The 21499-nt window shown below is 74.7% G+C and carries 23 protein-coding genes; 13 read left to right on the top strand and 10 right to left on the bottom strand.

Annotated features, from left to right (window positions below):
* Positions 1-291 precede the first annotated feature (291 nt).
* The 3 genes from ABZ261_RS25345 (at position 292) to ABZ261_RS25335 (ending at position 3976) form a co-directional block, all read left to right on the top strand.
* Positions 292-1044 (top strand): CHAP domain-containing protein, encoded by a 753-nt coding sequence (locus tag ABZ261_RS25345; RefSeq protein WP_356862895.1) that lies wholly within the window; start codon positions 292-294, stop codon positions 1042-1044.
* Between the two features lie 97 nt (positions 1045-1141).
* Positions 1142-2203 (top strand): XRE family transcriptional regulator, encoded by a 1062-nt coding sequence (locus ABZ261_RS25340; protein WP_356862893.1) that lies wholly within the window; start codon positions 1142-1144, stop codon positions 2201-2203.
* A gap of 129 nt (positions 2204-2332) precedes the next feature.
* Positions 2333-3976 carry a DNA repair helicase XPB gene (locus ABZ261_RS25335; RefSeq protein ID WP_356862891.1) on the top strand — a complete coding sequence of 548 codons (1644 nt, stop codon included), beginning with the start codon at positions 2333-2335 and terminating at the stop codon, positions 3974-3976.
* Here the strand turns inward: ABZ261_RS25335 and ABZ261_RS25330 are convergent.
* A complete protein-coding gene (locus ABZ261_RS25330; protein ID WP_356862943.1) occupies positions 3973-5085 on the bottom strand; it encodes a glycosyltransferase 87 family protein in 1113 nt (370 codons plus the stop codon). The genes ABZ261_RS25335 and ABZ261_RS25330 overlap by 4 nt on opposite strands.
* Before the next feature lie 180 nt (positions 5086-5265).
* Positions 5266-5445, bottom strand: coding sequence for a hypothetical protein (locus ABZ261_RS25325; RefSeq protein ID WP_356862889.1), 180 nt, complete (start codon positions 5443-5445; stop codon positions 5266-5268).
* 270 nt (positions 5446-5715) lie between these two features.
* Here ABZ261_RS25325 and ABZ261_RS25320 point away from each other — a divergent pair, with 270 nt between their 5' ends.
* Positions 5716-7683, top strand: coding sequence for a UvrD-helicase domain-containing protein (locus ABZ261_RS25320; RefSeq protein ID WP_356862941.1), 1968 nt, complete (start codon positions 5716-5718; stop codon positions 7681-7683).
* A 41-nt stretch (positions 7684-7724) separates the two neighbouring features.
* Complete coding sequence (locus tag ABZ261_RS25315) at positions 7725-8624, top strand: hypothetical protein (RefSeq protein ID WP_356862887.1); 900 nt, start codon at positions 7725-7727, stop codon at positions 8622-8624.
* Here ABZ261_RS25315 and ABZ261_RS25310 read toward each other — a convergent pair.
* Positions 8621-9340 (bottom strand): copper homeostasis protein CutC, encoded by a 720-nt coding sequence (locus ABZ261_RS25310; RefSeq protein WP_356862885.1) that lies wholly within the window; start codon positions 9338-9340, stop codon positions 8621-8623. The two genes, ABZ261_RS25315 and ABZ261_RS25310, sit on opposite strands and share 4 nt — an antisense overlap.
* Before the next feature lie 80 nt (positions 9341-9420).
* Positions 9421-10089: a maleylpyruvate isomerase family mycothiol-dependent enzyme gene (locus ABZ261_RS25305; RefSeq protein ID WP_356862883.1), complete on the bottom strand. Its 669-nt coding sequence runs from the start codon at positions 10087-10089 to the stop codon at positions 9421-9423.
* Positions 10090-10140: 51 nt separating this feature from the next.
* Here ABZ261_RS25305 and ABZ261_RS25300 point away from each other — a divergent pair, with 51 nt between their 5' ends.
* Together ABZ261_RS25300 and ABZ261_RS25295 are read left to right on the top strand one after the other, a co-directional pair.
* Positions 10141-10785, top strand: coding sequence for a hypothetical protein (locus ABZ261_RS25300; protein WP_356862881.1), 645 nt, complete (start codon positions 10141-10143; stop codon positions 10783-10785).
* A 25-nt stretch (positions 10786-10810) separates the two neighbouring features.
* On the top strand, positions 10811-11914 hold the full coding sequence (locus ABZ261_RS25295; protein ID WP_356862880.1) for a GNAT family N-acetyltransferase: 1104 nt from the start codon (positions 10811-10813) through the stop codon (positions 11912-11914).
* On the opposite strand, the gene ABZ261_RS25290 is transcribed toward ABZ261_RS25295, so the two are convergent.
* On the bottom strand, positions 11896-12171 hold the full coding sequence (locus tag ABZ261_RS25290) for a DUF4031 domain-containing protein (protein ID WP_356862878.1): 276 nt from the start codon (positions 12169-12171) through the stop codon (positions 11896-11898). The two genes, ABZ261_RS25295 and ABZ261_RS25290, sit on opposite strands and share 19 nt — an antisense overlap.
* 7 nt (positions 12172-12178) lie before the next feature.
* On the bottom strand, positions 12179-12562 hold the full coding sequence (locus ABZ261_RS25285) for a hypothetical protein (RefSeq protein ID WP_356862876.1): 384 nt from the start codon (positions 12560-12562) through the stop codon (positions 12179-12181).
* 56 nt (positions 12563-12618) lie between these two features.
* On the opposite strand from ABZ261_RS25285, the gene ABZ261_RS25280 reads away from it, so the two are divergent.
* From ABZ261_RS25280 to ABZ261_RS25265, 4 genes are all read left to right on the top strand, one after another.
* A complete protein-coding gene (locus ABZ261_RS25280; protein WP_356862874.1) occupies positions 12619-13524 on the top strand; it encodes a MurR/RpiR family transcriptional regulator in 906 nt (301 codons plus the stop codon).
* A gap of 132 nt (positions 13525-13656) precedes the next feature.
* Positions 13657-14580 carry an N-acetylmuramic acid 6-phosphate etherase gene (gene murQ, locus ABZ261_RS25275; RefSeq protein WP_356862872.1) on the top strand — a complete coding sequence of 308 codons (924 nt, stop codon included), beginning with the start codon at positions 13657-13659 and terminating at the stop codon, positions 14578-14580.
* Between the two features lie 16 nt (positions 14581-14596).
* Positions 14597-16015, top strand: a complete 1419-nt coding sequence (locus tag ABZ261_RS25270; RefSeq protein WP_356862870.1) for a PTS transporter subunit EIIC — start codon at positions 14597-14599, stop codon at positions 16013-16015.
* A gap of 114 nt (positions 16016-16129) precedes the next feature.
* On the top strand, positions 16130-16702 hold the full coding sequence (locus tag ABZ261_RS25265; RefSeq protein ID WP_356862868.1) for a hypothetical protein: 573 nt from the start codon (positions 16130-16132) through the stop codon (positions 16700-16702).
* A 7-nt stretch (positions 16703-16709) separates the two neighbouring features.
* Here ABZ261_RS25265 and ABZ261_RS25260 read toward each other — a convergent pair whose 3' ends face one another.
* The 3 genes from ABZ261_RS25260 to ABZ261_RS25250 form a co-directional block, all read right to left on the bottom strand.
* Positions 16710-17837, bottom strand: a complete 1128-nt coding sequence (locus tag ABZ261_RS25260) for an NADH:flavin oxidoreductase (protein WP_356862866.1) — start codon at positions 17835-17837, stop codon at positions 16710-16712.
* Positions 17838-17990: 153 nt separating this feature from the next.
* Positions 17991-18224 (bottom strand): hypothetical protein, encoded by a 234-nt coding sequence (locus ABZ261_RS25255; protein WP_356862864.1) that lies wholly within the window; start codon positions 18222-18224, stop codon positions 17991-17993.
* Positions 18221-18451 (bottom strand): hypothetical protein, encoded by a 231-nt coding sequence (locus tag ABZ261_RS25250; protein ID WP_356862862.1) that lies wholly within the window; start codon positions 18449-18451, stop codon positions 18221-18223. The genes ABZ261_RS25255 and ABZ261_RS25250 overlap by 4 nt, the downstream gene beginning before the upstream one ends.
* A 111-nt stretch (positions 18452-18562) precedes the next feature.
* Between ABZ261_RS25250 and ABZ261_RS25245 the strand changes: the two genes are divergently transcribed.
* Both ABZ261_RS25245 and ABZ261_RS25240 read left to right on the top strand, forming a co-directional pair.
* Entirely contained in the window at positions 18563-19402 is an 840-nt protein-coding gene (locus tag ABZ261_RS25245; RefSeq protein ID WP_356862860.1) for a helix-turn-helix transcriptional regulator, read from the top strand.
* Positions 19386-19643, top strand: coding sequence for a DUF397 domain-containing protein (locus ABZ261_RS25240; RefSeq protein ID WP_356862858.1), 258 nt, complete (start codon positions 19386-19388; stop codon positions 19641-19643). The genes ABZ261_RS25245 and ABZ261_RS25240 overlap by 17 nt, the downstream gene beginning before the upstream one ends.
* A 101-nt stretch (positions 19644-19744) precedes the next feature.
* Here the strand turns inward: ABZ261_RS25240 and groL are convergent, their stop codons facing one another.
* Positions 19745-21367, bottom strand: coding sequence for a chaperonin GroEL (groL, locus tag ABZ261_RS25235; RefSeq protein WP_014673417.1), 1623 nt, complete (start codon positions 21365-21367; stop codon positions 19745-19747).
* Positions 21368-21499 lie beyond the last annotated feature (132 nt).

Below are 21499 nucleotides of genomic sequence, written 5' to 3'. Positions count from 1 at the left end.
ACCCGCCGTCCGCGGCACCGCGGGGGCCGGGCGGTGCGGCGCCGGCCCCGTGCCCCGTACGCGCGCGGCGGCGCCCCCGCCCCGTCGCCCCCGCCCCGTCGCCGCGGCCCCCGCCCACCGGCGGCGGAGCCGGTCCCGGACAGGGCTGTGACCGGCCCGGACAGGGGCCGGCTGTCCCGGACATGTCCTGGACACCGCATCCTCTTGTCCGCCCTCCACGGCCCCGGCCAGCCTTTCGGTCCATCGACCGGACCCCCTCGGGCCCGGCGATCCGACGGAGGGAAGCACGGGATGTCTGTCATCGACGCGGCGAAGACCACGGCCGTCGCGGGGGCGGCCCTGGCACTGTCGCTGGGCTGTCTCGCCACGGCCGGCCCGGCCCACGCGGCGGCCGGACCGGGACCGCTGATCGCCCGGCAGGCGATGGGCCAGTTCGACAGCGACAACCCCGAGGTGCGCAAGCGCATGTACGAGGGTGACGCCGAGGGCGCCGGCAGCGAGCGGAACAACTGCAACTACTACACCGGGTTCTGGACGGCGCGGGAGAACCTCCGCTGGGACCGCACCAGCGCCCCCCGCACCGGGACGATCACCAACCACCGGGCGTGCGGCACGAGCAAGGGCCAGATGTACGTCAAGGACCACGGCGTCTGGACGAAGAAGAAGGTCGACGTCAAGTGGACCTCGCGGGCCTGGTGCGCCGACTTCGCCAAGTACACCTGGTACTGGGGCAGGGCCGGCGTCAGCGGCCTGAACGCGGCCGCGGACTCCTTCCGCGCCTACGGCCGGTCCCACGGGACCTGGCACACCAGGGCGCAGGTCGCGGCCGGCCGCTACCGGCCGAGGCCCGGCGACGTCGTGTCCTACGACAACAACGGCGACGGCCGGGCCGATCACGTGGGCGTCCTGACCTCGTACGGCAGCGCCGGGAAGGTCTACCACTCGATCGAGGGCAACACCTCGCTGGAGCGGCTCACCTACAAGAAGCGCCAGTCCGCGACCGCGGGCAGGGTCCTCGGCTACACCTCGCCGAAGACCCGCTAGGCGCCGGGGCGGGGGCCGGCGCAGGCCCGGAACGGCGGACGACGTTGTCCGGAAAGGGTTCTGTCCCGTGGCGGACCCGCACCAGATATTGGGTCGCATGGACGACCGAAGGCTCGCGTTGCAGGAGGTGCGGACCGCGGCCGGCCTCACCGCGGAACTGCGCGAGCTGAAGGCGCGCTCCCGGCTGACCTACCGGCAGCTCGAGGAGCGCGCCGCCGGGAACGGCGAACCGCTGCCCCGCAGCACGCTGGCCGACGTGCTGCGCAACGGCTCACTGCCCCGGCAGGAACTGCTGGCGGCGTTCGTCCGCGCCTGCGGGGAGGGCGCGTACGTGGACGAGTGGCTGGCCGCCCGGCGGCGCGCGGCCGAGGACCCGGATCCGGTACCCGCCCCAGGGGGGCCGAACGGGCCAGGGGGGCCAGGGGGACCGGGCGGGTCGCGGGGCTCCGGCGGGCCGGGCGGCCGGGTGCCCGGGCGCGCCGGCCGGGACCCGCGGGCGGGCGCGCTGCGGCGGCTCGCGGGGTCCCGGCGCGTCCTCGCCGGCGCCGGCGTCCTCCTCGCCGCCGCGCTGATCACGGCCGGCGCCCGGGCCCTGTGGGACGGCGACGGCGCGCACCCGGGCAAGGGCCCGGCCGGGCACCCGGCCGCCTCCCGGCCGGGTCTCGGGGCGACGGCGCCGCTGCCGCGCGGGCGGGTGCAGCTGCGGCCGCTCGGCTCCCCCGGCCTGTGCGTGACGGACGGCACGGTCGCGGACGGGCGGTACGGCTCCCTCGTCGCCGTGCAGCGCCCCTGCGCCGAGACGGCGCCGCAGACCACGACCCTGGACCCGGCGGGCGGCGGCGCCTACCGGATCTCCTGGTACCGCCCCAGCATGGGGAAAGGCTGTCTGCGGATGCTCGCCGACGGGTCCGGGGAGGGGCTGCTGGAACCGCGGGGGGACTGCGGGCAGGGCACCGTCTTCCGCTTCGTGCCCGCCGAGCCGCGCACGGCGAGGGCCGGCGCGGCGCAGGGGTCGCGCGGCCGGACCTACCTGATCAAGATCAGCGACGGGACGTGCGTCGGCATCAGGGACGGCAGCACCGCCGAGGGGACGGAGGCCGTCGCGGAAGCCTGCACGGGCGCGGACGCCCAGCTGTTCGTGGTGAGAGCCGCGCCGTGAGCCCGTTCCCGCAGGCCGGCCGGCCGGCGCCCGCGCAGTCCGCGGACGTCCCCGTCGTACAGTCCGCGGACATCCCCGTCGTATGAGGCACACTGGACGTTTGGTTGTTGTCGAAGGGGTGTGCCGCGCGTGAATGGTCCACTGATCGTCCAGTCCGACAAGACCCTGCTCCTGGAGGTCGACCACGAGCGGGCCGACGACTGCCGGCGGGCCGTCGCGCCGTTCGCCGAGCTGGAGCGGGCGCCCGAGCACATCCACACCTACCGGGTCACGCCGCTCGGCCTGTGGAACGCGCGCGCCGCCGGGCACGACGCCGAGCAGGTCGTGGACGCCCTGGTGCAGTACAGCCGCTACCCCGTGCCGCACGCGCTGCTCGTGGACATCGCCGAGACGATGGACCGCTACGGCCGCCTCACCCTCACCAAGCACCCCGCGCACGGGCTCGTGCTGACCACCACCGACCGCCCGGTGCTGGAGGAGGTGCTGAAGTCCAAGCGGATCGCCCCGCTGGTCGGCGCCCGCATCGATCCGGACACCGTGGCCGTGCACCCCTCCGAGCGCGGCCAGATCAAGCAGACGCTGCTGAAGCTGGGCTGGCCGGCCGAGGACCTCGCCGGGTACGTCGACGGCGAGGCGCACCCGATCGAGCTGCGGGAGGACGGCTGGGCGCTGCGCCCGTACCAGAAGCAGGCCGTGGAGAACTTCTGGCACGGCGGCAGCGGAGTCGTCGTGCTGCCCTGCGGCGCCGGGAAGACGCTGGTCGGGGCCGGGGCCATGGCCCGGGCCAAGTCGACCACCCTGATCCTCGTCACCAACACCGTCTCCGCCCGGCAGTGGAAGCACGAGCTGGTGAAGCGGACCTCGCTGACCGAGGACGAGATCGGCGAGTACAGCGGGACGAAGAAGGAGATCCGGCCCGTCACCATCGCCACCTACCAGGTGCTGACGACGCGGCGCAAGGGCGTCTACCCGCACCTGGAGCTGTTCGACTCCCGGGACTGGGGGCTGATCGTCTACGACGAGGTGCATCTGCTGCCGGCGCCCGTCTTCAAGTTCACCGCCGACCTGCAGGCGCGGCGGCGGCTCGGGCTCACGGCCACCCTGGTCCGCGAGGACGGCCGGGAGTCGGACGTGTTCTCGCTGATCGGGCCGAAGCGGTTCGACGCGCCGTGGAAGGAGATCGAGGCGCAGGGCTATATCGCGCCCGCCGACTGCGTCGAGGTCCGCGTCAACCTCACCGACTCCGAGCGGCTGGCGTACGCCACCGCGGAGACCGAGGAGAAGTACCGCTTCTGCGCCACCACGGCCACCAAGCGGAAGGTGACCGAGGCGATCGTCCGCCGGTTCGCCGGGCAGCAGATCCTGGTCATCGGCCAGTACATCGACCAGCTCGACGAGCTGGGCGAGCACCTGAACGCGCCCGTGATCAAGGGGGAGACGTCCAACGCCGAGCGCGAGCGGCTCTTCGACGCCTTCCGCGAGGGCGAGATCAGCGTGCTCGTGGTGTCGAAGGTCGCCAACTTCTCCATCGACCTGCCCGAGGCCACGGTCGCCGTCCAGGTGTCGGGCACCTTCGGCTCCCGCCAGGAGGAGGCCCAGCGCCTCGGCCGGGTGCTGCGTCCCAAGGCCGACGGGCACCGGGCCCACTTCTACTCGGTCGTCGCCCGCGACACCATCGACCAGGACTTCGCCGCCCACCGCCAGCGCTTCCTCGCGGAGCAGGGGTACGCGTACCGGATCGTGGACGCGGACGAGATCCTGGCGGAGAGCTAGGAACCCGGAGGGCACTCGCCCGGACGGCGGGTGCCCGATCGGCGGGTGTCCGGACGGCGGGTGTCCTGGCGCCCTTCCCGGCCGGCCCGCCGGGAAGCGCCGGGCCCGGCCCCGTACGGCAGGAGCAGGACGAGCGCCAGCAGCGGGTAGGCGGACGCGAACGGCTGCAGCCACCACGGCAGCGCGAGGTCCAGGTCGCCCTCGTGCGGGACCAGCCACATGGGGCGCGCGGCGAAGACGAGGGCCACCAGGGCGGCCGTGCGGGTGCGGCCCTCCGCCAGCAGCACCGCGAGCAGCGGGACGCACCACACCCAGTGGTGGGTCCAGCTGATCGGGCAGACCAGCAGCGCCGTGAACGCGGTCAGCAGGACGCCGTGCCCGTCCTGCCGGGCGCGGGCCGCCAGGACGAGGCCCGCCGCCGCGAGGGCCGCCGCCGGGAGCGCCCAGGCCGGGCCCGGCGCGGGATCGTGCAGCACCCGCGCGACCAGCCCCTGCAGCGACTGGTTGTCCACGATCCACGCCTTGCCCACCCGGGCGGTCTCGTACAGGCGCCGGGTCCAGAAGTCGGCGCTGGCCGCGGGGAGCAGCAGGGCGCCGAGCAGCACCGTGGCGGCGAGGGCGGCCGCCGCCGTGGCCGCCTGCCGTCCGCGTCCGCGCAGCAGCAGGTAGACCACGAACACGGCGGGGGTGAGCTTGATCCCCGCCGCCAGGCCGAGGGCCAGGCCCCCGCCGCGGGCGCCGGCCGGCCGGGTCAGGTCCCACAGCACCAGGCAGGCGACGGCGAGGTTGATCTGGCCGAACAGCACGGTCTGGAACACCGGTTCCAGCCAGAGCGCCGCGGCGGTGGCCGTGCAGAGCCGGGACCGGGGCAGCGGCCGGGACGCCAGGCGCGCGGAGAGGGCGACGAGGCAGGCCAGCAGCAGGGCGTTGCCCGTCAGCGCGACCGCCTTCAGGGCGGGCACGGGGAGCAGGGCGGCCGGGACGAACAGGATCGCCGCGAACGGCGGGTAGGTCGCCGGGAGCCGCCACTCGGTGACCGTGATGCCGTACAGGTCGCCGCCGCGGGAGGCGGCGGCGCCCTCGGCCCGGTAGACCAGCAGGTCGGCCATCGGGGCGTGCCGCGCCAGGCACAGGGCGGCGAAGGAGCCGAGGGACAGCGCGAGGAGCAGGACGGGGAGGACCGTGAGGACCGGGGCGAGGGAAGGGAACCGGGCCGGGAGCCGGGCCGGCGGCAGGGCAGGGGGGAGGGGCGTCACCGTCCGTTTCCGCACGGAGGTGACCCTATGCCGCTACCTGCGGCGCATCCCCGTCTCCTCGCCGTACTCGCCGAGGACGACGACGCCGAAGGCGGCCTCCAGGAAGACCTTCACGGCCCGCAGGGCGTCGCCCAGCAGGTGGCGGTGGCTGCCCCCGACGGCCGTGGCGCCGGACGGGGGCCGGACGTGGACGGGTGTGGCGGCTGCGCTCATGTCTCCATGGTGGAACGCCGGGCGGCGGACACGCACCGGTTCCGGGGACCCGGCCGGCGGAAATGCACTGGCCCGCGCCGACCGCGCTGCCTACAATCTCCGCTCTTGCCCGCCTCCCTCACGGAGTGCCGCCGTCCGGCCGGAAACCGGACGGCATCGTCGTAGCCCACGCAGCAGGCCCACCCGGAGGCACCCGTGTCCACGTCCGCCGACGACCCCCTCGCCCGAGAGCGCGCCCACCTCGCCGCCTCCCGCGCCGCCCTGCGCGCCATGCGGGAGGACGTGGAGGCCCTGGACATCAGCGACGTCACCGCCAACTGGGTCAACGCCGAGGTGCTGGCGCGGCAGATCGACGAGCGCATCAAGGCGCTGGCCGACCTCAGCGGCACCCCGCTGTTCTTCGGCCGGCTCGACTACCTGCGCGCCCCCGGCGCGGACCGGGCCGAGGGCGCGGCGGGCGAGCGCTTCTACATCGGGCGGCGGCACGTGCACGACGCCCACGGCGACCCCATGGTCATCGACTGGCGGGCGCCGGTCTCGCAGCCGTTCTACCGGGCGTCCCGCAAGGACCCCCTGGACGTCGGGCTGCGCCGCCGGTTCGGCTACACCGGCGGGGACCTGACCGCCTACGAGGACGAGCACCTGTCCGACCCGGCCGAGGCGGACACCACCAGCAAGCTGCTCCAGCAGGAGATCGAACGGCCGCGCGTCGGCCCGATGCGGGACATCGTGGCCACCATCCAGCCCGAGCAGGACGAGATCGTCCGCAGCGGCCTCGGCGGCACGGTGTGCGTGCAGGGAGGCCCGGGGACCGGCAAGACGGCCGTCGGTCTGCACCGGGTGGCCTACCTGCTCTACGCCCACCGGGAGCGGCTGGCCCGCACCGGCACCCTGGTGATCGGGCCGAACCGGTCCTTCCTGCACTACATCGAACAGGTCCTGCCCGCGCTGGGCGAGCTGAGCGTGCGGCAGGCCACGGTGGACGACCTCGTCGCCCACGTCGAGGTGCGCGGCACGGACGACGCCGCCGCGGCGGTCGTCAAGGGCGACGCCCGGATGGCCGCGGTGCTGCGCCGGGCCCTGTACGCGCACGTGACCATGCCCGCGGAGGCGGTCGTGGTCGTCCGCGGCTCGCGGCGCTGGCGGGTGCCGGCGTACGAGCTGGAGGAGATCGTCCGTGAGCTGCTGGAGCGGGACATCCGCTACGGCGCCGCCCGCGATGCCCTGCCGCAGCGCATCGCGCACGCCGTGCTGGTGCGGATGGAGCGGGCCGGGGAGGCGCCGGACGACCGGGTGCAGGACGCGGTCGCCCGCAGCGGTCCGGTGAAGGCGGCCGTGAAGGCGATCTGGCCGGCCGTGGACCCGGTGAAGCTGGTGCTGCGGCTGCTGACCGACGCCGAGTTCCTCGCCGAGCACGCCCGCGGCCTCCTGGACGAGGACGAGCAGAAGACGATCCTGTGGGACCGGCCGGTGCGCGGGGTGAAGTCGGCCAGGTGGTCGGCGGCGGACGCGGTGCTGATCGACGAGGCGGCCGACCTGATCCGGCGCACCCAGGGGCTCGGCCACGTCGTCCTGGACGAGGCGCAGGACCTGTCGCCGATGCAGTACCGGGCCGTCGGCCGCCGCTGCACCACCGGCAGCGCGACCGTGCTGGGCGACCTCGCGCAGGGCACGACCCCCTGGGCGACCCGGAGCTGGGCGGAGGCGCTGGCGCACCTCGGCAAGCCGGACGGCGTGGTCGAGGAGCTGACGGCGGGTTTCCGCGTGCCGGGGGAGGTGATCGCGTACGCGTCCCGGCTGCTGCCGCACATCGCGCCCGGTCTCACCCCGGTCGCCTCCGTCCGGGAGAACCCGGGTCTGTTCGAGGTCCGCCCGGTGGCGGGGGCGGCCGACGTGGTCGCCGCCTGCGCCGAACTGCTGCGCCACGAGGGCTCGACCGGTCTGATCGCCGCCGACGCCCGCGTCCCCGTGCTGGCCGAGGCGCTGGCCGCGGCCGGGATGCCGTACCTCGCCCCGGGCGAGGAGACGACGCGGGAGACCCGGCTGACCCTCGTGCCGGCCTCGCTGGCCAAGGGCCTGGAGTACGACTACGTGGTCCTGGACGAGCCGCGTGCGGTGGTGGACGGCGAACCGGACGAACGGACGGGCCTGCGGCGGCTGTACGTGGCGCTGACGCGAGCGGTGTCGGGGCTGATCGTGGCGCATTCCGCGCCGTTGCCGCCGCAGTTGGCCGGATAGGGTGCTGTGCCGTTCCCGCAGGTCCCCCGGAAAGGCCCCAGTTGAGCACCCCGCCGCCCCACCGCCCCGCGCACCCGCAGCTGCCGGGCCCGTACGCCCAGCCCTCCGGGCCGTACCCGCAGCCGCCGGGCCCCTACGCGCAGGCCCCCGGGCCGTACCCGCAGCCGCCGGGCCCCTACGCCCAGTCCCCCGGGCCGTACCCCCAGCCCCCGGGCCCGTACGCGCAGGCCCCCCATCAGCCGTACCCGCCCGCTCACGCCTTCCCGCAGCCCCAGCAGTACAGCGGCGGCGGCGCGGCGCCGGCGGCGGCCTGCCAGCTGTGCGGGGCGTCGCCGGCCGCGTATGTGACGGTCCGCGGGCACCAGGGCATGCTGGTGATCATGCGGTTCCTGCGGCGCCAGGGCTGGATGTGCCGCACCTGCGCGCTGGCGACCTTCCGCGAAATGCAGTCGGACACCCTGGTGCAGGGGTGGTGGGGTGCGCTGTCGGCGTTCATCACCCCGGTCACCCTGCTGACCAACCTCGGCGCCCTGTCCGCGATACGGCGCATGCCCGCCCCGGTCACGCCGGGGACGCGGCCGCCGCTCGACCCGGGCAAGCCCGTGTTCAAGCGGCCGGCCGGGATGCTGGCCGCGATCCCGCTGGGCCTCTTCTGCCTGGCGGTGCTCGTCGTTCCGGCGGTCATCCTCATCAGCCTGCTGGTGGACTCCGGCGGGAGTGAGCAGCCGGCCCTGAAGGCCGGCTCGTGCGCGCACAACGACGCCGCCTGGCCCGAGCAGAAGCTGAGGCCCGTGGACTGCGGCTCCCCCGACGCCGCGTTCCGCGTCCTGGACCCGGACAGCGCGTCCTGCGCGCCGGGGGACTACACGACCTACCCGCTGTACGGCGCGGACGGCAGCCGGTCGCTGTGCCTGCACCCCCTGAAGAGCGCCGGGGCCTAGGAAGCCGCCTCCTGGGCGGCGCCGGCGCCGCCGTCCAGGACTGTGCGCCACCGGGCGACCGCCTCCGCGCAGACCGGTCCCCGCCAGCCGTCCGGGCGGGCCGCCCCGCCGATGTGGAAGGCGTCGATCCCGCCGGCCCGCAGCCGCGGCACATGGTCGAGCCGGAGGCCGCCGCCCACCAGGATCCGCTGCTCGTACCCGGGTTCGCCGCGGTGTGCGGCCTCGGCGAGCAGGGTGGGCAGGCCGTCGTCCACGCCGGCGGCGGAGCCGGCGGTGAGGTAGGTGTCCAGGCCGGGCAGGTCGGCGAGCTGCTTGCGCAGGGCGTCGCGGTCGGCGGCCCGGTCGATGGCCCGGTGGAAGGTCCACGGGCAGCCGTCCAGCTCGCCGACGACCCGCTCCACGGCCGCCAGGTCCACACCGCCGTCCGCGTCCAGGAAGCCGAGCACGAACTGGTCGGCGCCGGCCGCCCGCAGCTCGCCCGCCACCCCGGCGAGCCGCGCCACGTCACCGGCCGCGAACCCGTCCGCCAGGCGGAGCATCACGCGCAGGTCGATGTCGACGGCGGCGCGGATCGCGGCCACGGTGCCGGGCGAGGGGGTGAGCCCGTCGGCCGCCATCTCGGTGACCAGTTCCAGCCGGTCCGCGCCCCCCGCCTGGGCGGCGACCGCGTCCTCGACGTCGAGGGCGATCACCTCCAGGACCGCACGCTCGCTCATGGCACCCCATCCCTCCACGCCTACAGGTCTAGTCCAATCCAAGACTAGCCTGCGCGGGCCGGCCCGCACGGGGCCGCCGCTCACCCGAAGATGTTCAGCTCCGCCTCCGTCACCCCCGCCAGCTCGTAACCGGCGTCCTTCACCGGCCGGCCGGCGTACAGCCGGACGAGGGTGGCCGCGTCGCCGATGTACCGGGCGGGCGGGCCGTCCCCGGCCACGGCGCCCAGCCGCAGCGGCTCGTCCACGCCGTCCAGGTCCGCGTGCAGCGGAACGTGCCCGCTCTCGCGGGTGCTCCGGGCGAGCAGCGCCAGCGCGTCCGGCAGCCCCGCCCCGGCGTACGCCCCCGGCACCCCGAGCGCCTCGCGCACGTCCCCCGCGTGCAGCCACTCCCCCACGGCGAGCAGGTCCAGCACCCCGCCCGCCCGGGCGATCACCGGCCCGGCCTCGGTCATCCCGCGCTCCAGCTCGTCCACGATCCGCGCGTTCGTCCAGTCCGCGCGCTCGGCGATGTCCCGCTCGTTCGACTCGGGCGAGAACACGCCCTTCTCCAGCCGGCCCTGCACCACCCGCGTCAGCGCGGCGGAGCAGTGCGCCAGCACGTCCCGTACCGTCCAGCCCGGACACGCGGCCGTGGGCAGCGCGAAGTCGGCGTCGGGACGGGCCCGCAGCAGCGGCACCAGGGCGTCCCGTTCGAGGGCCAGCAGCCGTCCGGGCGCTTCGGGGTCGCGTGCACCGTGAAGATCGCTCATGGTGGCCACGCTAGGGGGCCGCGGGGCGGTCGTCACGGAAGAATGGGGATCATGGCCGACCTCGACGCCCTGCGCCTCACTTTCGTCCGCGCGCTGGAAGCAGCCCGCGCCCCCGGCGGCGGCCCCGACCCCGCGCCCTACGCCGACGACCTGCTCGCCCGCTGGCAGGAGCCGCAGCGCCGGTACCACACGCTCACCCACCTCACGGCGGTGCTCGACCACATCGACGTGCTGGAGCGGTACGCCGCCGACCCGGACGTGGTCCGCCTCGCCGCCTGGTTCCACGACGCCGTGTACCTGCCCGAGCGGTCCGAGAACGAGGAGCGGTCGGCGCGGCTGGCCGAGCGCGCCCTGCCCGAGGCGGGCGTGCCGGACGCGAAGACCGCCGAGGTGGCCCGGCTGGTCCGGCTCACCGTCACGCACGACCCGGCCGACGACGACCCCGACGGCCAGGTGCTGTGCGACGCCGACCTGGCGGTCCTGGCCGCGCCCCCGTCGGCGTACGCCGCCTACGCCGCCGAGATCCGCGCGGAGTACCACTTCGTCCCCGACGATGCCTTCCGCGCGGGCCGTTCGGACGTGCTGCGGCAGCTGCTCGGCCTGCCGCGGCTGTTCCGCACGCCGTACGGGCGGGAGCACTGGGAGGCCACCGCCCGCTACAACCTCGCGGCCGAGCTGGACATGCTGTCGCTCTGAGCGGGCCCACCCGTACTGTGCGCCTATGCGGACGATGAGCGGGGACCAGGTGGAAGCGGCCGTGGCGGGCTGCACGGCGGCACTGCGGCCGGCCGTGGACCGGGACTGGGGCGCGGTGGACGCGGGCGGCCTGGAGTGGAGTTGCCGGGAGACGGCCGAGCACGTGGCGAGCGATCTGCTCGCCTACGCCGGCCAGCTCGCCGGGCGCGCGCGGGACGCCTACGTGCCCTTCGAGATCACCCTGGACGAGGGCACCGGCAACGCGGGCGTCCTGCACGTCGTCGAGACGACCGGCGCGCTGTTCGCCGCGACCGTCCGCACCACCCCGCCCGGTGTGCGGGCCTTCCATCCGTACCCCTTCGGCAGCGCCGACCGCGAGGGCTTCGCCGCGATGGGCGTCGCCGAAGTGCTGCTGCACACCCATGACATCGCCCGCGGGCTCGGCATCCCGTACGAGCCCTCCCCGGACCTCGCCGCGGCCGTCCTGGCCTGGCTGTTCCCGCACGTGCGGCCGGACACCGAGCCCTGGCCGACCCTGCTGTGGGCGACCGGCCGCGGCGAGCTGCCCGGCCGCGCCCCGGTCACCGGGTGGCGGTGGTGCAACAACCTGGTGCTGCCCGCCGGGCGCGTCACCCTCACCGGCATCCGCCCCGCCGTCGCCGACGACATCCGCCTGGGCGGCACGGGCGGCCTGGACTGGCTCGGCGGCGCCCCGCACGAGGGCACCCGCCAGGCCTGCGCCGCCCTGATGTCGGCGTACGAACGGGGCGTGCTGCGGCCGGAGTTCGGGGTGTTCGCCCTCGTGCGGCGCGACGACGGCCGCGCGGTCGGCAGCGTCAGCTTCCACGGCGCCCCGGACGAGGAGGGCCGGGTGGAGATCGGCTACGACCTGGTCGAAGCGGCCCGCGGCCAGGGCTGTGCGACCGAGGCGGTGCGCAGCCTGACGGAGTGGGCGCTGGCCCGGGACGACGTCGACACCGTCGTCGCGGCGATCGCGGCGGACAACCTGCCCTCGCAGAGCGTGGCGTCCCGGGCCGGGTTCGTCCGGGCGGCCGTCGAGGAGGAGCGGACCGCGCGCGAGGCGCACGGCATGGCGGACGGGCTGCGCCTCTACCTGCGCCGCGCCTGACGCCCCTTCGGGCGGCGCAGCCCGGCACGGCGCAGCAGGCGCACCACCTCCCGGCTGCTGACCTGCACCGCGCCGGCGGCCACCGCGTCGGCGTACCGGTGCGACGGCAGGTCGTAGTGGTCGCGTTCGAAGGCCCGCCGGGGCACACCCAGGTCCGCGGCGAACCGGTGCAGTTCGTCGTACGACACGTCGCTCACCAGGTGCGACCACATGCGCCCGTGTCCGGGCCAGGTCGGCGGGTCGATGTAGACGGTCACCGGCGCCTCACGAGGACGCCGCCCGGCCGGTGGCCGAGCCCAGCGAGCCCACCGACGCGACCTTCACCCCCGCCTTGTGGCACACCCAGTGCGGGTCGGGGCCCAGTTCGGGCTCCACGTCGAGGGCGTGCGGGTCGCCCGAGCCGCACACCGGGCACAGCGGCCAGCGGCCGTGCCGCTCCAGCAGCGCGTCCTGCACGTCCTGGGCGACCAGGCCGGCGACGTAGCCGACGCCCTCCGGCCACTGCTCGACCCACCAGCGCCGCTGGGCGACGGACTCCTCCACCAGTGAGACCACGTCCGCCTCGGCGACCCGGCCCGCGACGAGATCCGCGAGCACCAGGGCGCGGGCAGCGTGCAACGCCTGTTCCAGGGGGCTGATGGGGTCCATGCACCCCATTGTGCGCACTCTTGACCACGACACCGAACCGAAAATATCTTTCATGAGTGACCCATGACGTGAAGGAAAGTTTCGCAGGTCCGGGCGGCTCGCTCGCCGCGAAGGTGCGCACGCTGGCGCCGTCCATGACCCGGTCCATGCAGCGCGTCGCCGAGGCCGTCGCGAGCGATCCGGCCGGCTGCGCCGCGCTCACGATCACCGGTCTGGCCGAACGCACCGGCACCAGCGAGGCCACGGTGGTGCGCACCGCCCGGCTGCTCGGCTATCCGGGCTACCGCGATCTGCGCCTCGCCCTCGCCGGGCTCGCCGCCCAGCAGCAGTCCGGCCGCGCACCCGCGATCACCACCGGCATCGCGGTGGACGACCCCCTCGCCGACGTGGTCGCCAAGCTGGCCTACGAGGAGCAGCAGACCCTCGCCGACACCGCCGCCGGACTCGACACCGCCCAGCTCGACGCGGCCGTCACCGCGCTCGCCGGCGCCCGCCGCACCGACGTGTACGGCATCGGCGCGTCCGGGCTCGTCGCCCTGGACCTCACCCAGAAGCTGCTGCGGATAGGGCTCATAGCCCACGCGCACAGCGACCCGCACCTCGCGGTGACCAACGCGGTGCAGCTCCGCCCGGGTGACGTGGCGATCGCCATCACGCACTCGGGGTCGACCGGGGACGTCATCGAACCGCTGCGGGCCGCCTTCGAGCGCGGGGCGACGACGGTGGCCGTCACCGGGCGGCCGGACTCCCCGGTCACCCAGTACGCCGACCACGTGCTGACCACGGCCACCTCGCGGGAGACCGAGCTGCGGCCGGCCGCGATGTCCTCCCGGACGAGTCAGCTGCTCGTGGTGGACTGCCTGTTCGTGGGGGTCGCCCAGCGGACGTACGAGACCGCGGCGCCGGCGCTGGCCGCGTCCTACGAGGCGTTGGCGCACCGGCACCGCAGTGGGGTCCGATAGACCGTAGGACCGGCCGTCCGCGCACCCGCCCGTCGCGCACCCGCCCGTCGCGCACCCGCCCGTCGCGCGCCTGCCCGCGCCTCCGGCCGGTCACCGCCCCTGCCGACACGCCACCCAAGAGAGCCACCCCCCATGACCTCTCACGACCTGCGCCGCCAGCTGGCGTCGCTGACCACCGAGGCCTTCCGGCCCGAACTCGCCGACATCGACCGGCTGCCCACCCTCGACATCGCCCGCCTGATGAACGCCGAGGACGCGGGCGTGCCCGCCGCCGTCGCCGCCCAGCTGCCGCGGATCGCCGCCGCCGTCGACGCCGTGGCCGCCCGGATGGCCCGCGGCGGACGGCTCGTCTACGCCGGGGCGGGAACCGCCGGACGGCTCGGTGTGCTGGACGCCTCCGAGTGCCCGCCCACCTTCAACACCGACCCCGCCCAGGTCGTCGGCCTCATCGCGGGCGGACCCGAGGCCCTGGTGACCTCCGTGGAGGGCGCCGAGGACTCCGGGGAGCTGGCCCGCAAGGACCTCGACTCCCTCGCGCTGACGCCCGAGGACACGGTGGTCGGGGTCTCCGCCTCCGGCCGCACCCCCTACGCCGTCGCGGCGGTCGAGCACGCCCGTGCCCTCGGCGCGCTGACCGTCGGCGTCGCCTGCAACGCGCACAGCGTGCTCGGGGCCGCCGCCGAGCACGCCGTCGAGGTCGTCGTGGGGCCCGAGCTGATCGCCGGTTCCACGCGCCTGAAGGCGGGCACGGCGCAGAAGCTCGTGCTGAACATGCTGTCGACGATCACGATGATCCGGCTGGGCAAGACGTACGGGAACCTGATGGTCGACGTGCGCGCGTCCAACGACAAGCTCCGGGCCCGGTCCCACCGGATCGTGGCCCAGGCCACCGGAGCGGGCGACGAGGAGATCGAGAAGGCGCTGGCCGAGACCGGCGGCGAGGTGAAGCCCGCCATCCTGACCCTGCTGGCCGGGGTGGACGGCCGCACGGCCGCCCGCCTTCTGGAGGAGTCCGGCGGCCGTCTGCGCGCCGCGCTGGCGCACGCCCCCCGCTGACCCGCACGCTCGGGGCGTGCGCAACGACCCCGCCTCCACCGCGACCGCCGTCCTCGCCCGGGTCGGCGGCCCGGCCAACGTCACCTCCGCGGCCCACTGCATGACCCGCCTGCGGCTGACCCTCGCCGACCCCGCCGCCGCGGACCGGGAGGGCCTGCGGGCCGTGCCCGGGGTGCTCGGGGTGGTGGACGGCGGGCACCTCTGGCAGATCGTGCTCGGCCCCGGGGTGGCCGACGCGGTCGCGGCGCAGGTGCGCACCCGGATCACCGCCCGCCCCGCCGCCGGCGCGCCCGAGGCAGCCCCCGGACGGCCGGCGGACGCCGGGGCCCGCACCGGGGAGGCGGTCGGGCGCCGGCACGACACGCCCGTCAGGACCGCGCTGCGCCGCGTCGCGAACGTCTTCGTCCCGCTGATCCCCGCCCTCGTCGGCTGCGGCGTCCTCGCCGGGCTCGACGGGCTGCTGGTGAACGCCGGCCTGCTGCCCGCGCTCACCCCCGCCCTGTCCTCGGTCGCCTCCGCCTTCATGGCGCTGATCGCGGTGTTCGTCGGCCACAACACGGCGAAGGAGTTCGGCGGCACGCCCGTGCTCGGCGGGGCGGTCGCGGCGGTGGTCGTGTATCCGGGCGTGGCGAAGGTGACGGCGTTCGGCGTGCACCTGGCGCCCGGGCAGGGCGGGGTGCTCGGGGCGCTCGCGGCGGCGTTCCTGGCCACCAGGGTGGAGAAGTGGTGCCGGGGCCGGGTCCCGGGCGCCCTGGACGTCCTGCTGACGCCGACGCTGACGGTCCTGGTCCCCGGACTGGTGACGCTGTACGGCCTGATGTACGCGGCCGGCACGGTGGCGACGGCGATCGGCGCCGCCGCGAACTGGCTCCTGGCGACCGCCGGGGCCCTGGCCGGGCTGGTCCTCGGCGGCCTCTTCCTGCCCCTGGTCATGCTGGGCCTGCACCAGGCCCTGATCCCGCTGCACGCCACCCTGATCGACCAGCAGGGCTTCACGGTGCTGCTCCCGCTGCTCGCGACGGCGGGCGCAGGCCAGGTGGGCGCGGCCCTCGCGGTGTACGTCCGGCTGCGCCACGACGTCCCGCTGCGGACGACGATCCGCTCGGCCCTCCCGGCGGGCCTGCTCGGCGTCGGCGAACCCCTGATCTACGGCGTCTCGCTGCCCCTCGGCCGGCCGTTCCTGACCGCCTGCGCGGGCGGGGCGGCGGGCGGGGCGTTCATCGGCTTCTTCGCGATGCTGGGCGCCGAGGTGGGCGCCACGGCGATCGGCCCCTCCGGCTGGGCCCTGTTCCCGCTGCTGGCGGGGAACAGGAGCCCCGGCACGCTGGCCGCGATCTACGCGGGCGGCCTGCTCACCGGCTACCTCGCGGGCTTCCTGGCCACCTACGCCTTCGGCCTCCCCCGCCCCCCGCGCACCCCGGCCGCGGCCGACTAGCCGCAGGGGGCGGCTCGCGGGGGTGCGCTTCTATTCTTGGGAGGCCGGCCGGGGTGCCCGAAGTCCTCGGGGTCATCCTCGGCGCCGGGAACCGAAGGACTACGCGGGACGACCATGAACCACGCCCAGACCGCCGCCCTCGGCCGAGCCCTGCGACTGCTCGGGGAGCACGGGGAGGCCCTCACCGCCGACACCCCGGACTCCCGGCTGCACGAGATCAGGGACGACCTGCGCAGGGCGCTCGACCTGCTGGACGAGAGCGTCACCTCCGCCGCGCCCGCCACCCGCTGCCCCGAGCATCCGCAGGGCCCCGTGGACGAGAGCGCGCCCGATCTGTGCCTGCTGTGCGAGACCCGGCGCCGGGCCGCCCGGCGGGCGGAGTACCAGGGCGGCCGGTCGCCCGCCGCGCCCGTCGCCACCGCCCCCTCCCGGTACGGCGTGCGCGGCGACCGGCCCCAGCCCCAGCAGCGGTGGCTGCCGGAGCTGTGGAACGGCCAGGAGTGGCAGCTGTGCGGGACGCCCCGGCGCGACCGCCGGGAGGCCGAGGCCTACCTCGCCGCCCAGCGGCGCGGATCCCGGCCGGCCATGGCCTACCGGCTCGTGCACGAGTTCACCGACTACGAGGTGCTGCGGGTGTGGGGGACGCCGGTGCGGGTCGACATCGAGCCGTTGAACGGCAACCTGTAGGCGCGCCTCAGCTCAGCGTCTTCACCGCGGCCGCGTCGTACGGCTTCAGCTCGTCGGAGCGGCCGGAGAGCACCTTGGCCGCCCACTGGGGGTCCTGCAGCAGCGCCCGGCCGACCGCGACCAGGTCGAACTCGTCCGCCTCCAGCCGGTCCAGCAGGTTGTCCAGGCTGCCGACCGGCGCGCCCTCGCCCTGGAACGCCTTGACGAAGTCGCCGTCGAGACCGACCGAGCCCACGGTGATGGCGGGCTTGCCGGTGAGCTTCTTCGTCCAGCCGGCCAGGTTGAGGTCCGAGCCGTCGAACTCGGGGACCCAGTAGCGGCGGGTGGAGGCGTGGAAGACGTCGACGCCGGCCGCCGCCAGCGGGGTGAGGACGGCCTCCAGCTCCTCGGGGGTCTCCGCGAGGCGGGCGGTGTAGTCCTGCTGCTTCCACTGCGAGTACCGGAAGATGACCGGGAACTCGGGGGAGACCTGCTCCCGGACCGCGGCGACGATCTCCGCCGCGAACTTGGTCCGGGCCACCGGGTCGCCGCCGTAGGCGTCGGTGCGGCGGTTGGTGCCCGCCCACAGGAACTGGTCGATGAGGTAGCCGTGGGCGCCGTGCAGCTCCACGCCGTCGAAGCCGATGCGTTCGGCGTCGGCGGCGGCCCGGGCGAACGCGGCGATGACGTCGTCCAGGTCCTTCTGCGTCATCACCTTGCCGGTGGGCTCGGCGCCCGCGTCGACCAGGCCGGACGGGCCCACCGCGGGGGCGTCCGCGAACGGCGGGTCGCCCTGCTTGCGGACCATGCCGATGTGCCACAGCTGCGGGACGATCGTGCCGCCGGCCGCGTGCACCTCCTCGGCGACCTTCGCCCAGCCCGCGAGCTGCTCCTCGCCGTGGAAGCGCGGGACGCGGTCGCTCTGCCCGGCCGACTCGTGACCCACGTAGGTGCCCTCGGTGACGATGAGACCGACCCCGGCGGCGGCACGGCGCGCGTAGTACGAGCGCACGTCCTCGCCGGGGATGCCGCCCGGGCTGAACATGCGGGTCATCGGCGCCATCACGATCCGGTTCGGCACGGTGAGGCCGTTGAGGGTGATCGGCCGGGACAGGACCTGGGCCGCGCGGGAGGCGGCGGGCGTGGTGACGGTCACGTGGACTCCTCGGGGGTGTGCGGTCACGGCCGGCGTGGACCGGCCGGTATGTGCGCGCGCATTGTTGCAGCTGCTGAAAAAACAGCGCGGGCGCGGCCCCGCATTCCGCCCCGCCCGGCATCCGGCCTGTGACCCCGGCCACACCCGCGCCCCTCACGGCGGCCCGCCCGGCACCCGCAGCCGCGCCTCCCGGTTCATCCGCCGCACCCGCTCCCGCAGCACCTCCCCCGGCGGCGCCGGCTCCACCTCCCCCGGCGGACAGTCCCACTCGCGCCCGCCGCCCACCGGCCGCAGCTGCACGTACCCGCCCACGTGTCCCCTCACCTCGCCGATCCGCCCGGTCCGCACATCGACGGCGTACGAGCCGACCGCCGGAACGCCGCTCATCCCTCGCCCCCGTGCGCCGCCGCGCGCAGGGCCGCCGCCAGCCGCGAGGCCACGCCCAGGTTGCAGCGGCCCAGGTCGACCAGCGCGTACGGTTCGCCGTTCGCGGCCGACACGGGGTCGACCCGGAGCGACGGCAGCACGATGCCGAGGCCCTGCAGGGCCGTGCGCAGGTGCTCCACGGCCTCCTCCGTCGTCCGCGGCCGGTGGCTCTCCGCCGTCTCTTTCACGTTCCTACCTCCACGCTGAGTTTCCGGTTCACCACACAGAGTGGCCGTTGCGCCTCTAGCCTTGCCAGATACGACGCCTCAACAACCTCGGATGTGGGACAGGGAGCCGCCGTGCCCGGACCGAAAGACCTCGACCCGTCGTCGTCACCGCGCGCGCTCCTGGGCGCGGAGCTGCGCCACGCCCGCGAGAAGGCCGGCCTGAGCCAGGAGGAACTGGGCCGGCGGCTGTTCGTCAGCGGCTCGTTCATCGGCCAGCTGGAGGCGGGCACGCGGCGGATGCAGGCGGAGTACGCCCGGATGCTGGACGAGGTCCTGGGGACGGAGGACTTCTTCACCCGCAACTGCGCGGCGGCGGCCAGGTCGAAGTATCCGGAGCACTTCGCGCAGGCCGCGGAGGCGGAAGAGGTCGCCACAGCGATCAGGCAGTACGCGCCCCTGCTGATCCCGGGACTGCTCCAGACGCCCGCGTACGCGCGAGCCGTGTGCCGGGCGTATCAGCCGACGGCGCCCAAGGAGGAGATCGACCGGCTGGTCACCGCCCGCACGGAGCGCGCCCGGATCCTCGACGACCCAACAGAGCCGTTGTTGTGGGCGGTGATCGACGAGGCGGCACTGCGCCGGGTGACGGGCGGCCGCGCGGTGATGGCGGAGGCGCTGCACCATCTCGCCGGTCTGGCCGGCAGCGGGCGGGCCATCGTGCAGGTGCTGCCGTTCGACGCGGGAGCGCACGCGGCGATGCAGGGCGCGATCAAGCTGATGGACTTCGAGGACGCCCCGCCGCTGGTGTACTTCGAGGGGGTCGGCACGGGACGGCTGGAGGACGACCCGGCCGTCGTCCGGCACCAGCGGTTCACCTACGAACTGCTCACGGCCTGCGCACTCTCGCCGGAGAAGTCCCTGGCCCTCATCGAGGCGATGGCGCAGGATTACGCCTATGAGGAGCATCCCTGAGCACCTGCTGGACACGGCCGTCTGGCACAAGTCCAGCTACAGCGGCGGCGACGGCGGCGACTGCCTGGAGGTTGCCCGCTGGCGCAGGTCGACGTACAGCGGCGGCGACGGCGGCAACTGCCTGGAGGTGGCCGATGGCCACCCCGCCCTCGTCCCCGTGCGCGACTCCAAGAATCCGCACGGCCCGAAGCTCGTCTTCCGGGCGGAGGCCTGGGCCGCGTTCACCTCTTCCCTCAAATGACCCGGCCGAGAAGCTAGGACACGCCCGAGGGCGGCGCCCCCAGCCGGAAGCTGGAGGCGCCGCCCTCGGTCCGTAGGACAGGCGATCGATCGTGAGACCGATCAGAAGTCCATGTCACCGCCCGGCATGCCGCCGCCGGCCGGCGCGGCGGCCTTCTCCGGCTTGTCGGCGATGACGGCCTCGGTGGTGAGGAACAGCGCGGCGATGGAGGCGGCGTTCTGCAGCGCGGAACGGGTCACCTTCGCCGGGTCGATGATGCCCTCGGCGACCAGGTCGACGTACTCGCCGGTCGCGGCGTTCAGGCCGTGGCCCGGGGTGAGGTTGCGGACCTTCTCCACCACGACGCCGCCCTCGAGGCCGGCGTTGACGGCGATCTGCTTCAGCGGGGCCTCGAGCGCGATGCGCACGGCGTTGGCGCCGGTCGCCTCGTCACCCTCGAGCTCCAGCTTCTCGAAGACCTGGGAGGCCTGCAGCAGGGCCACGCCACCACCGGCGACGATGCCCTCCTCGACGGCGGCCTTCGCGTTGCGGACGGCGTCCTCGATGCGGTGCTTGCGCTCCTTGAGCTCCACCTCGGTGGCGGCGCCGGCCTTGATGACCGCGACACCGCCGGCGAGCTTCGCCAGGCGCTCCTGCAGCTTCTCGCGGTCGTAGTCGGAGTCGCTGTTCTCGATCTCGGCGCGGATCTGGTTGACGCGGCCGTTGACCTGCTCGGAGGAGCCGGCGCCGTCGACGATGGTGGTCTCGTCCTTGGTGATGACGACCTTGCGGGCGCGGCCCAGGAGGTCCAGGGTCGCGTTCTCCAGCTTGAGGCCGACCTCCTCGGAGATGACCTCGCCGCCCGTGAGGATGGCGATGTCGCCGAGCATGGCCTTGCGGCGGTCGCCGAAGCCCGGGGCCTTGACGGCGACGGACTTGAAGGTGCCGCGGATCTTGTTGACGACCAGGGTCGACAGGGCCTCGCCCTCGACGTCCTCGGCGATGATCAGCAGCGGCTTGCCCGACTGCATGACCTTCTCCAGCAGCGGGAGCAGGTCCTTGACCGAGGAGATCTTGGAGTTGGCGATGAGGATGTACGGGTCCTCGAGCACCGCCTCCATGCGCTCCATGTCGGTCGCGAAGTAGGCGGAGATGTAGCCCTTGTCGAAGCGCATGCCCTCGGTGAGCTCGAGCTCCAGGCCGAAGGTGTTGCTCTCCTCGACGGTGATGACGCCTTCCTTGCCGACCTTGTCCATCGCCTCGGCGATCAGCTCGCCGATCTGGGTGTCGGCGGCGGAGATGGACGCGGTGGAGGCGATCTGCTCCTTGGTCTCGACGTCCTTCGCCTGCTCCAGCAGGGCGGCGGAGACGGCCTCGACGGCCTTCTCGATACCGCGCTTCAGAGCCATCGGGTTGGCGCCGGCGGCGACGTTGCGCAGACCCTCCTTGACCAGGGCCTGGGCGAGCACGGTCGCGGTGGTCGTACCGTCACCGGCGACGTCGTCCGTCTTCTTGGCGACTTCCTTGACCAGCTCGGCGCCGATCTTCTCGTACGGGTCCTCGAGCTCGATCTCCTTGGCGATGGAGACACCGTCGTTGGTGATCGTGGGCGCGCCCCACTTCTTCTCGAGGACGACGTTGCGGCCCTTGGGGCCGAGCGTCACCTTCACGGCGTCCGCGAGCTGGTTCATGCCGCGCTCGAGGCCGCGCCGCGCCTCCTCGTCGAACGCGATGATCTTGGCCATGTGAAGTGGTCCCTCCAGGACTGGGGGTGATTCCTTCGGACCGCGCCCGCGCCCGCGACGGACGGCTCGCCGGCCGCGTGGTTCCTTGCCCCACTTGGCCTGCGGGCCTCACCGACCCGGTCCTTCACTGTC

The organism is Streptomyces sp. NPDC006193 (assembly GCF_040613915.1).
Lineage (GTDB): Bacteria > Actinomycetota > Actinomycetes > Streptomycetales > Streptomycetaceae > Streptomyces.
This window is presented reverse-complemented; position numbering and strand designations above follow the sequence as displayed.

Excerpts from the sequence above, each read along its gene's own strand:
- ABZ261_RS25345 (WP_356862895.1), top strand. The coding sequence starts at position 292 with ATGTCTGTCATCGACGCGGCGAAGACCACGGCCGTCGCGGGGGCGGCC.
- ABZ261_RS25340 (WP_356862893.1), top strand. The coding sequence starts at position 1,142 with ATGGACGACCGAAGGCTCGCGTTGCAGGAGGTGCGGACCGCGGCCGGC.
- ABZ261_RS25330 (WP_356862943.1), bottom strand. The coding sequence starts at position 5,085 with ATGGCCGACCTGCTGGTCTACCGGGCCGAGGGCGCCGCCGCCTCCCGC.
- ABZ261_RS25325 (WP_356862889.1), bottom strand. The coding sequence starts at position 5,445 with ATGAGCGCAGCCGCCACACCCGTCCACGTCCGGCCCCCGTCCGGCGCC.
- ABZ261_RS25320 (WP_356862941.1), top strand. The coding sequence starts at position 5,716 with ATGCGGGAGGACGTGGAGGCCCTGGACATCAGCGACGTCACCGCCAAC.
- ABZ261_RS25310 (WP_356862885.1), bottom strand. The coding sequence starts at position 9,340 with ATGAGCGAGCGTGCGGTCCTGGAGGTGATCGCCCTCGACGTCGAGGAC.
- ABZ261_RS25305 (WP_356862883.1), bottom strand. The coding sequence starts at position 10,089 with ATGAGCGATCTTCACGGTGCACGCGACCCCGAAGCGCCCGGACGGCTG.
- ABZ261_RS25300 (WP_356862881.1), top strand. The coding sequence starts at position 10,141 with ATGGCCGACCTCGACGCCCTGCGCCTCACTTTCGTCCGCGCGCTGGAA.
- ABZ261_RS25295 (WP_356862880.1), top strand. The coding sequence starts at position 10,811 with ATGCGGACGATGAGCGGGGACCAGGTGGAAGCGGCCGTGGCGGGCTGC.
- ABZ261_RS25285 (WP_356862876.1), bottom strand. The coding sequence starts at position 12,562 with ATGGACCCCATCAGCCCCCTGGAACAGGCGTTGCACGCTGCCCGCGCC.
- murQ (WP_356862872.1), top strand. The coding sequence starts at position 13,657 with ATGACCTCTCACGACCTGCGCCGCCAGCTGGCGTCGCTGACCACCGAG.
- ABZ261_RS25265 (WP_356862868.1), top strand. The coding sequence starts at position 16,130 with ATGAACCACGCCCAGACCGCCGCCCTCGGCCGAGCCCTGCGACTGCTC.
- ABZ261_RS25255 (WP_356862864.1), bottom strand. The coding sequence starts at position 18,224 with ATGAGCGGCGTTCCGGCGGTCGGCTCGTACGCCGTCGATGTGCGGACC.
- ABZ261_RS25240 (WP_356862858.1), top strand. The coding sequence starts at position 19,386 with ATGAGGAGCATCCCTGAGCACCTGCTGGACACGGCCGTCTGGCACAAG.
- groL (WP_014673417.1), bottom strand. The coding sequence starts at position 21,367 with ATGGCCAAGATCATCGCGTTCGACGAGGAGGCGCGGCGCGGCCTCGAG.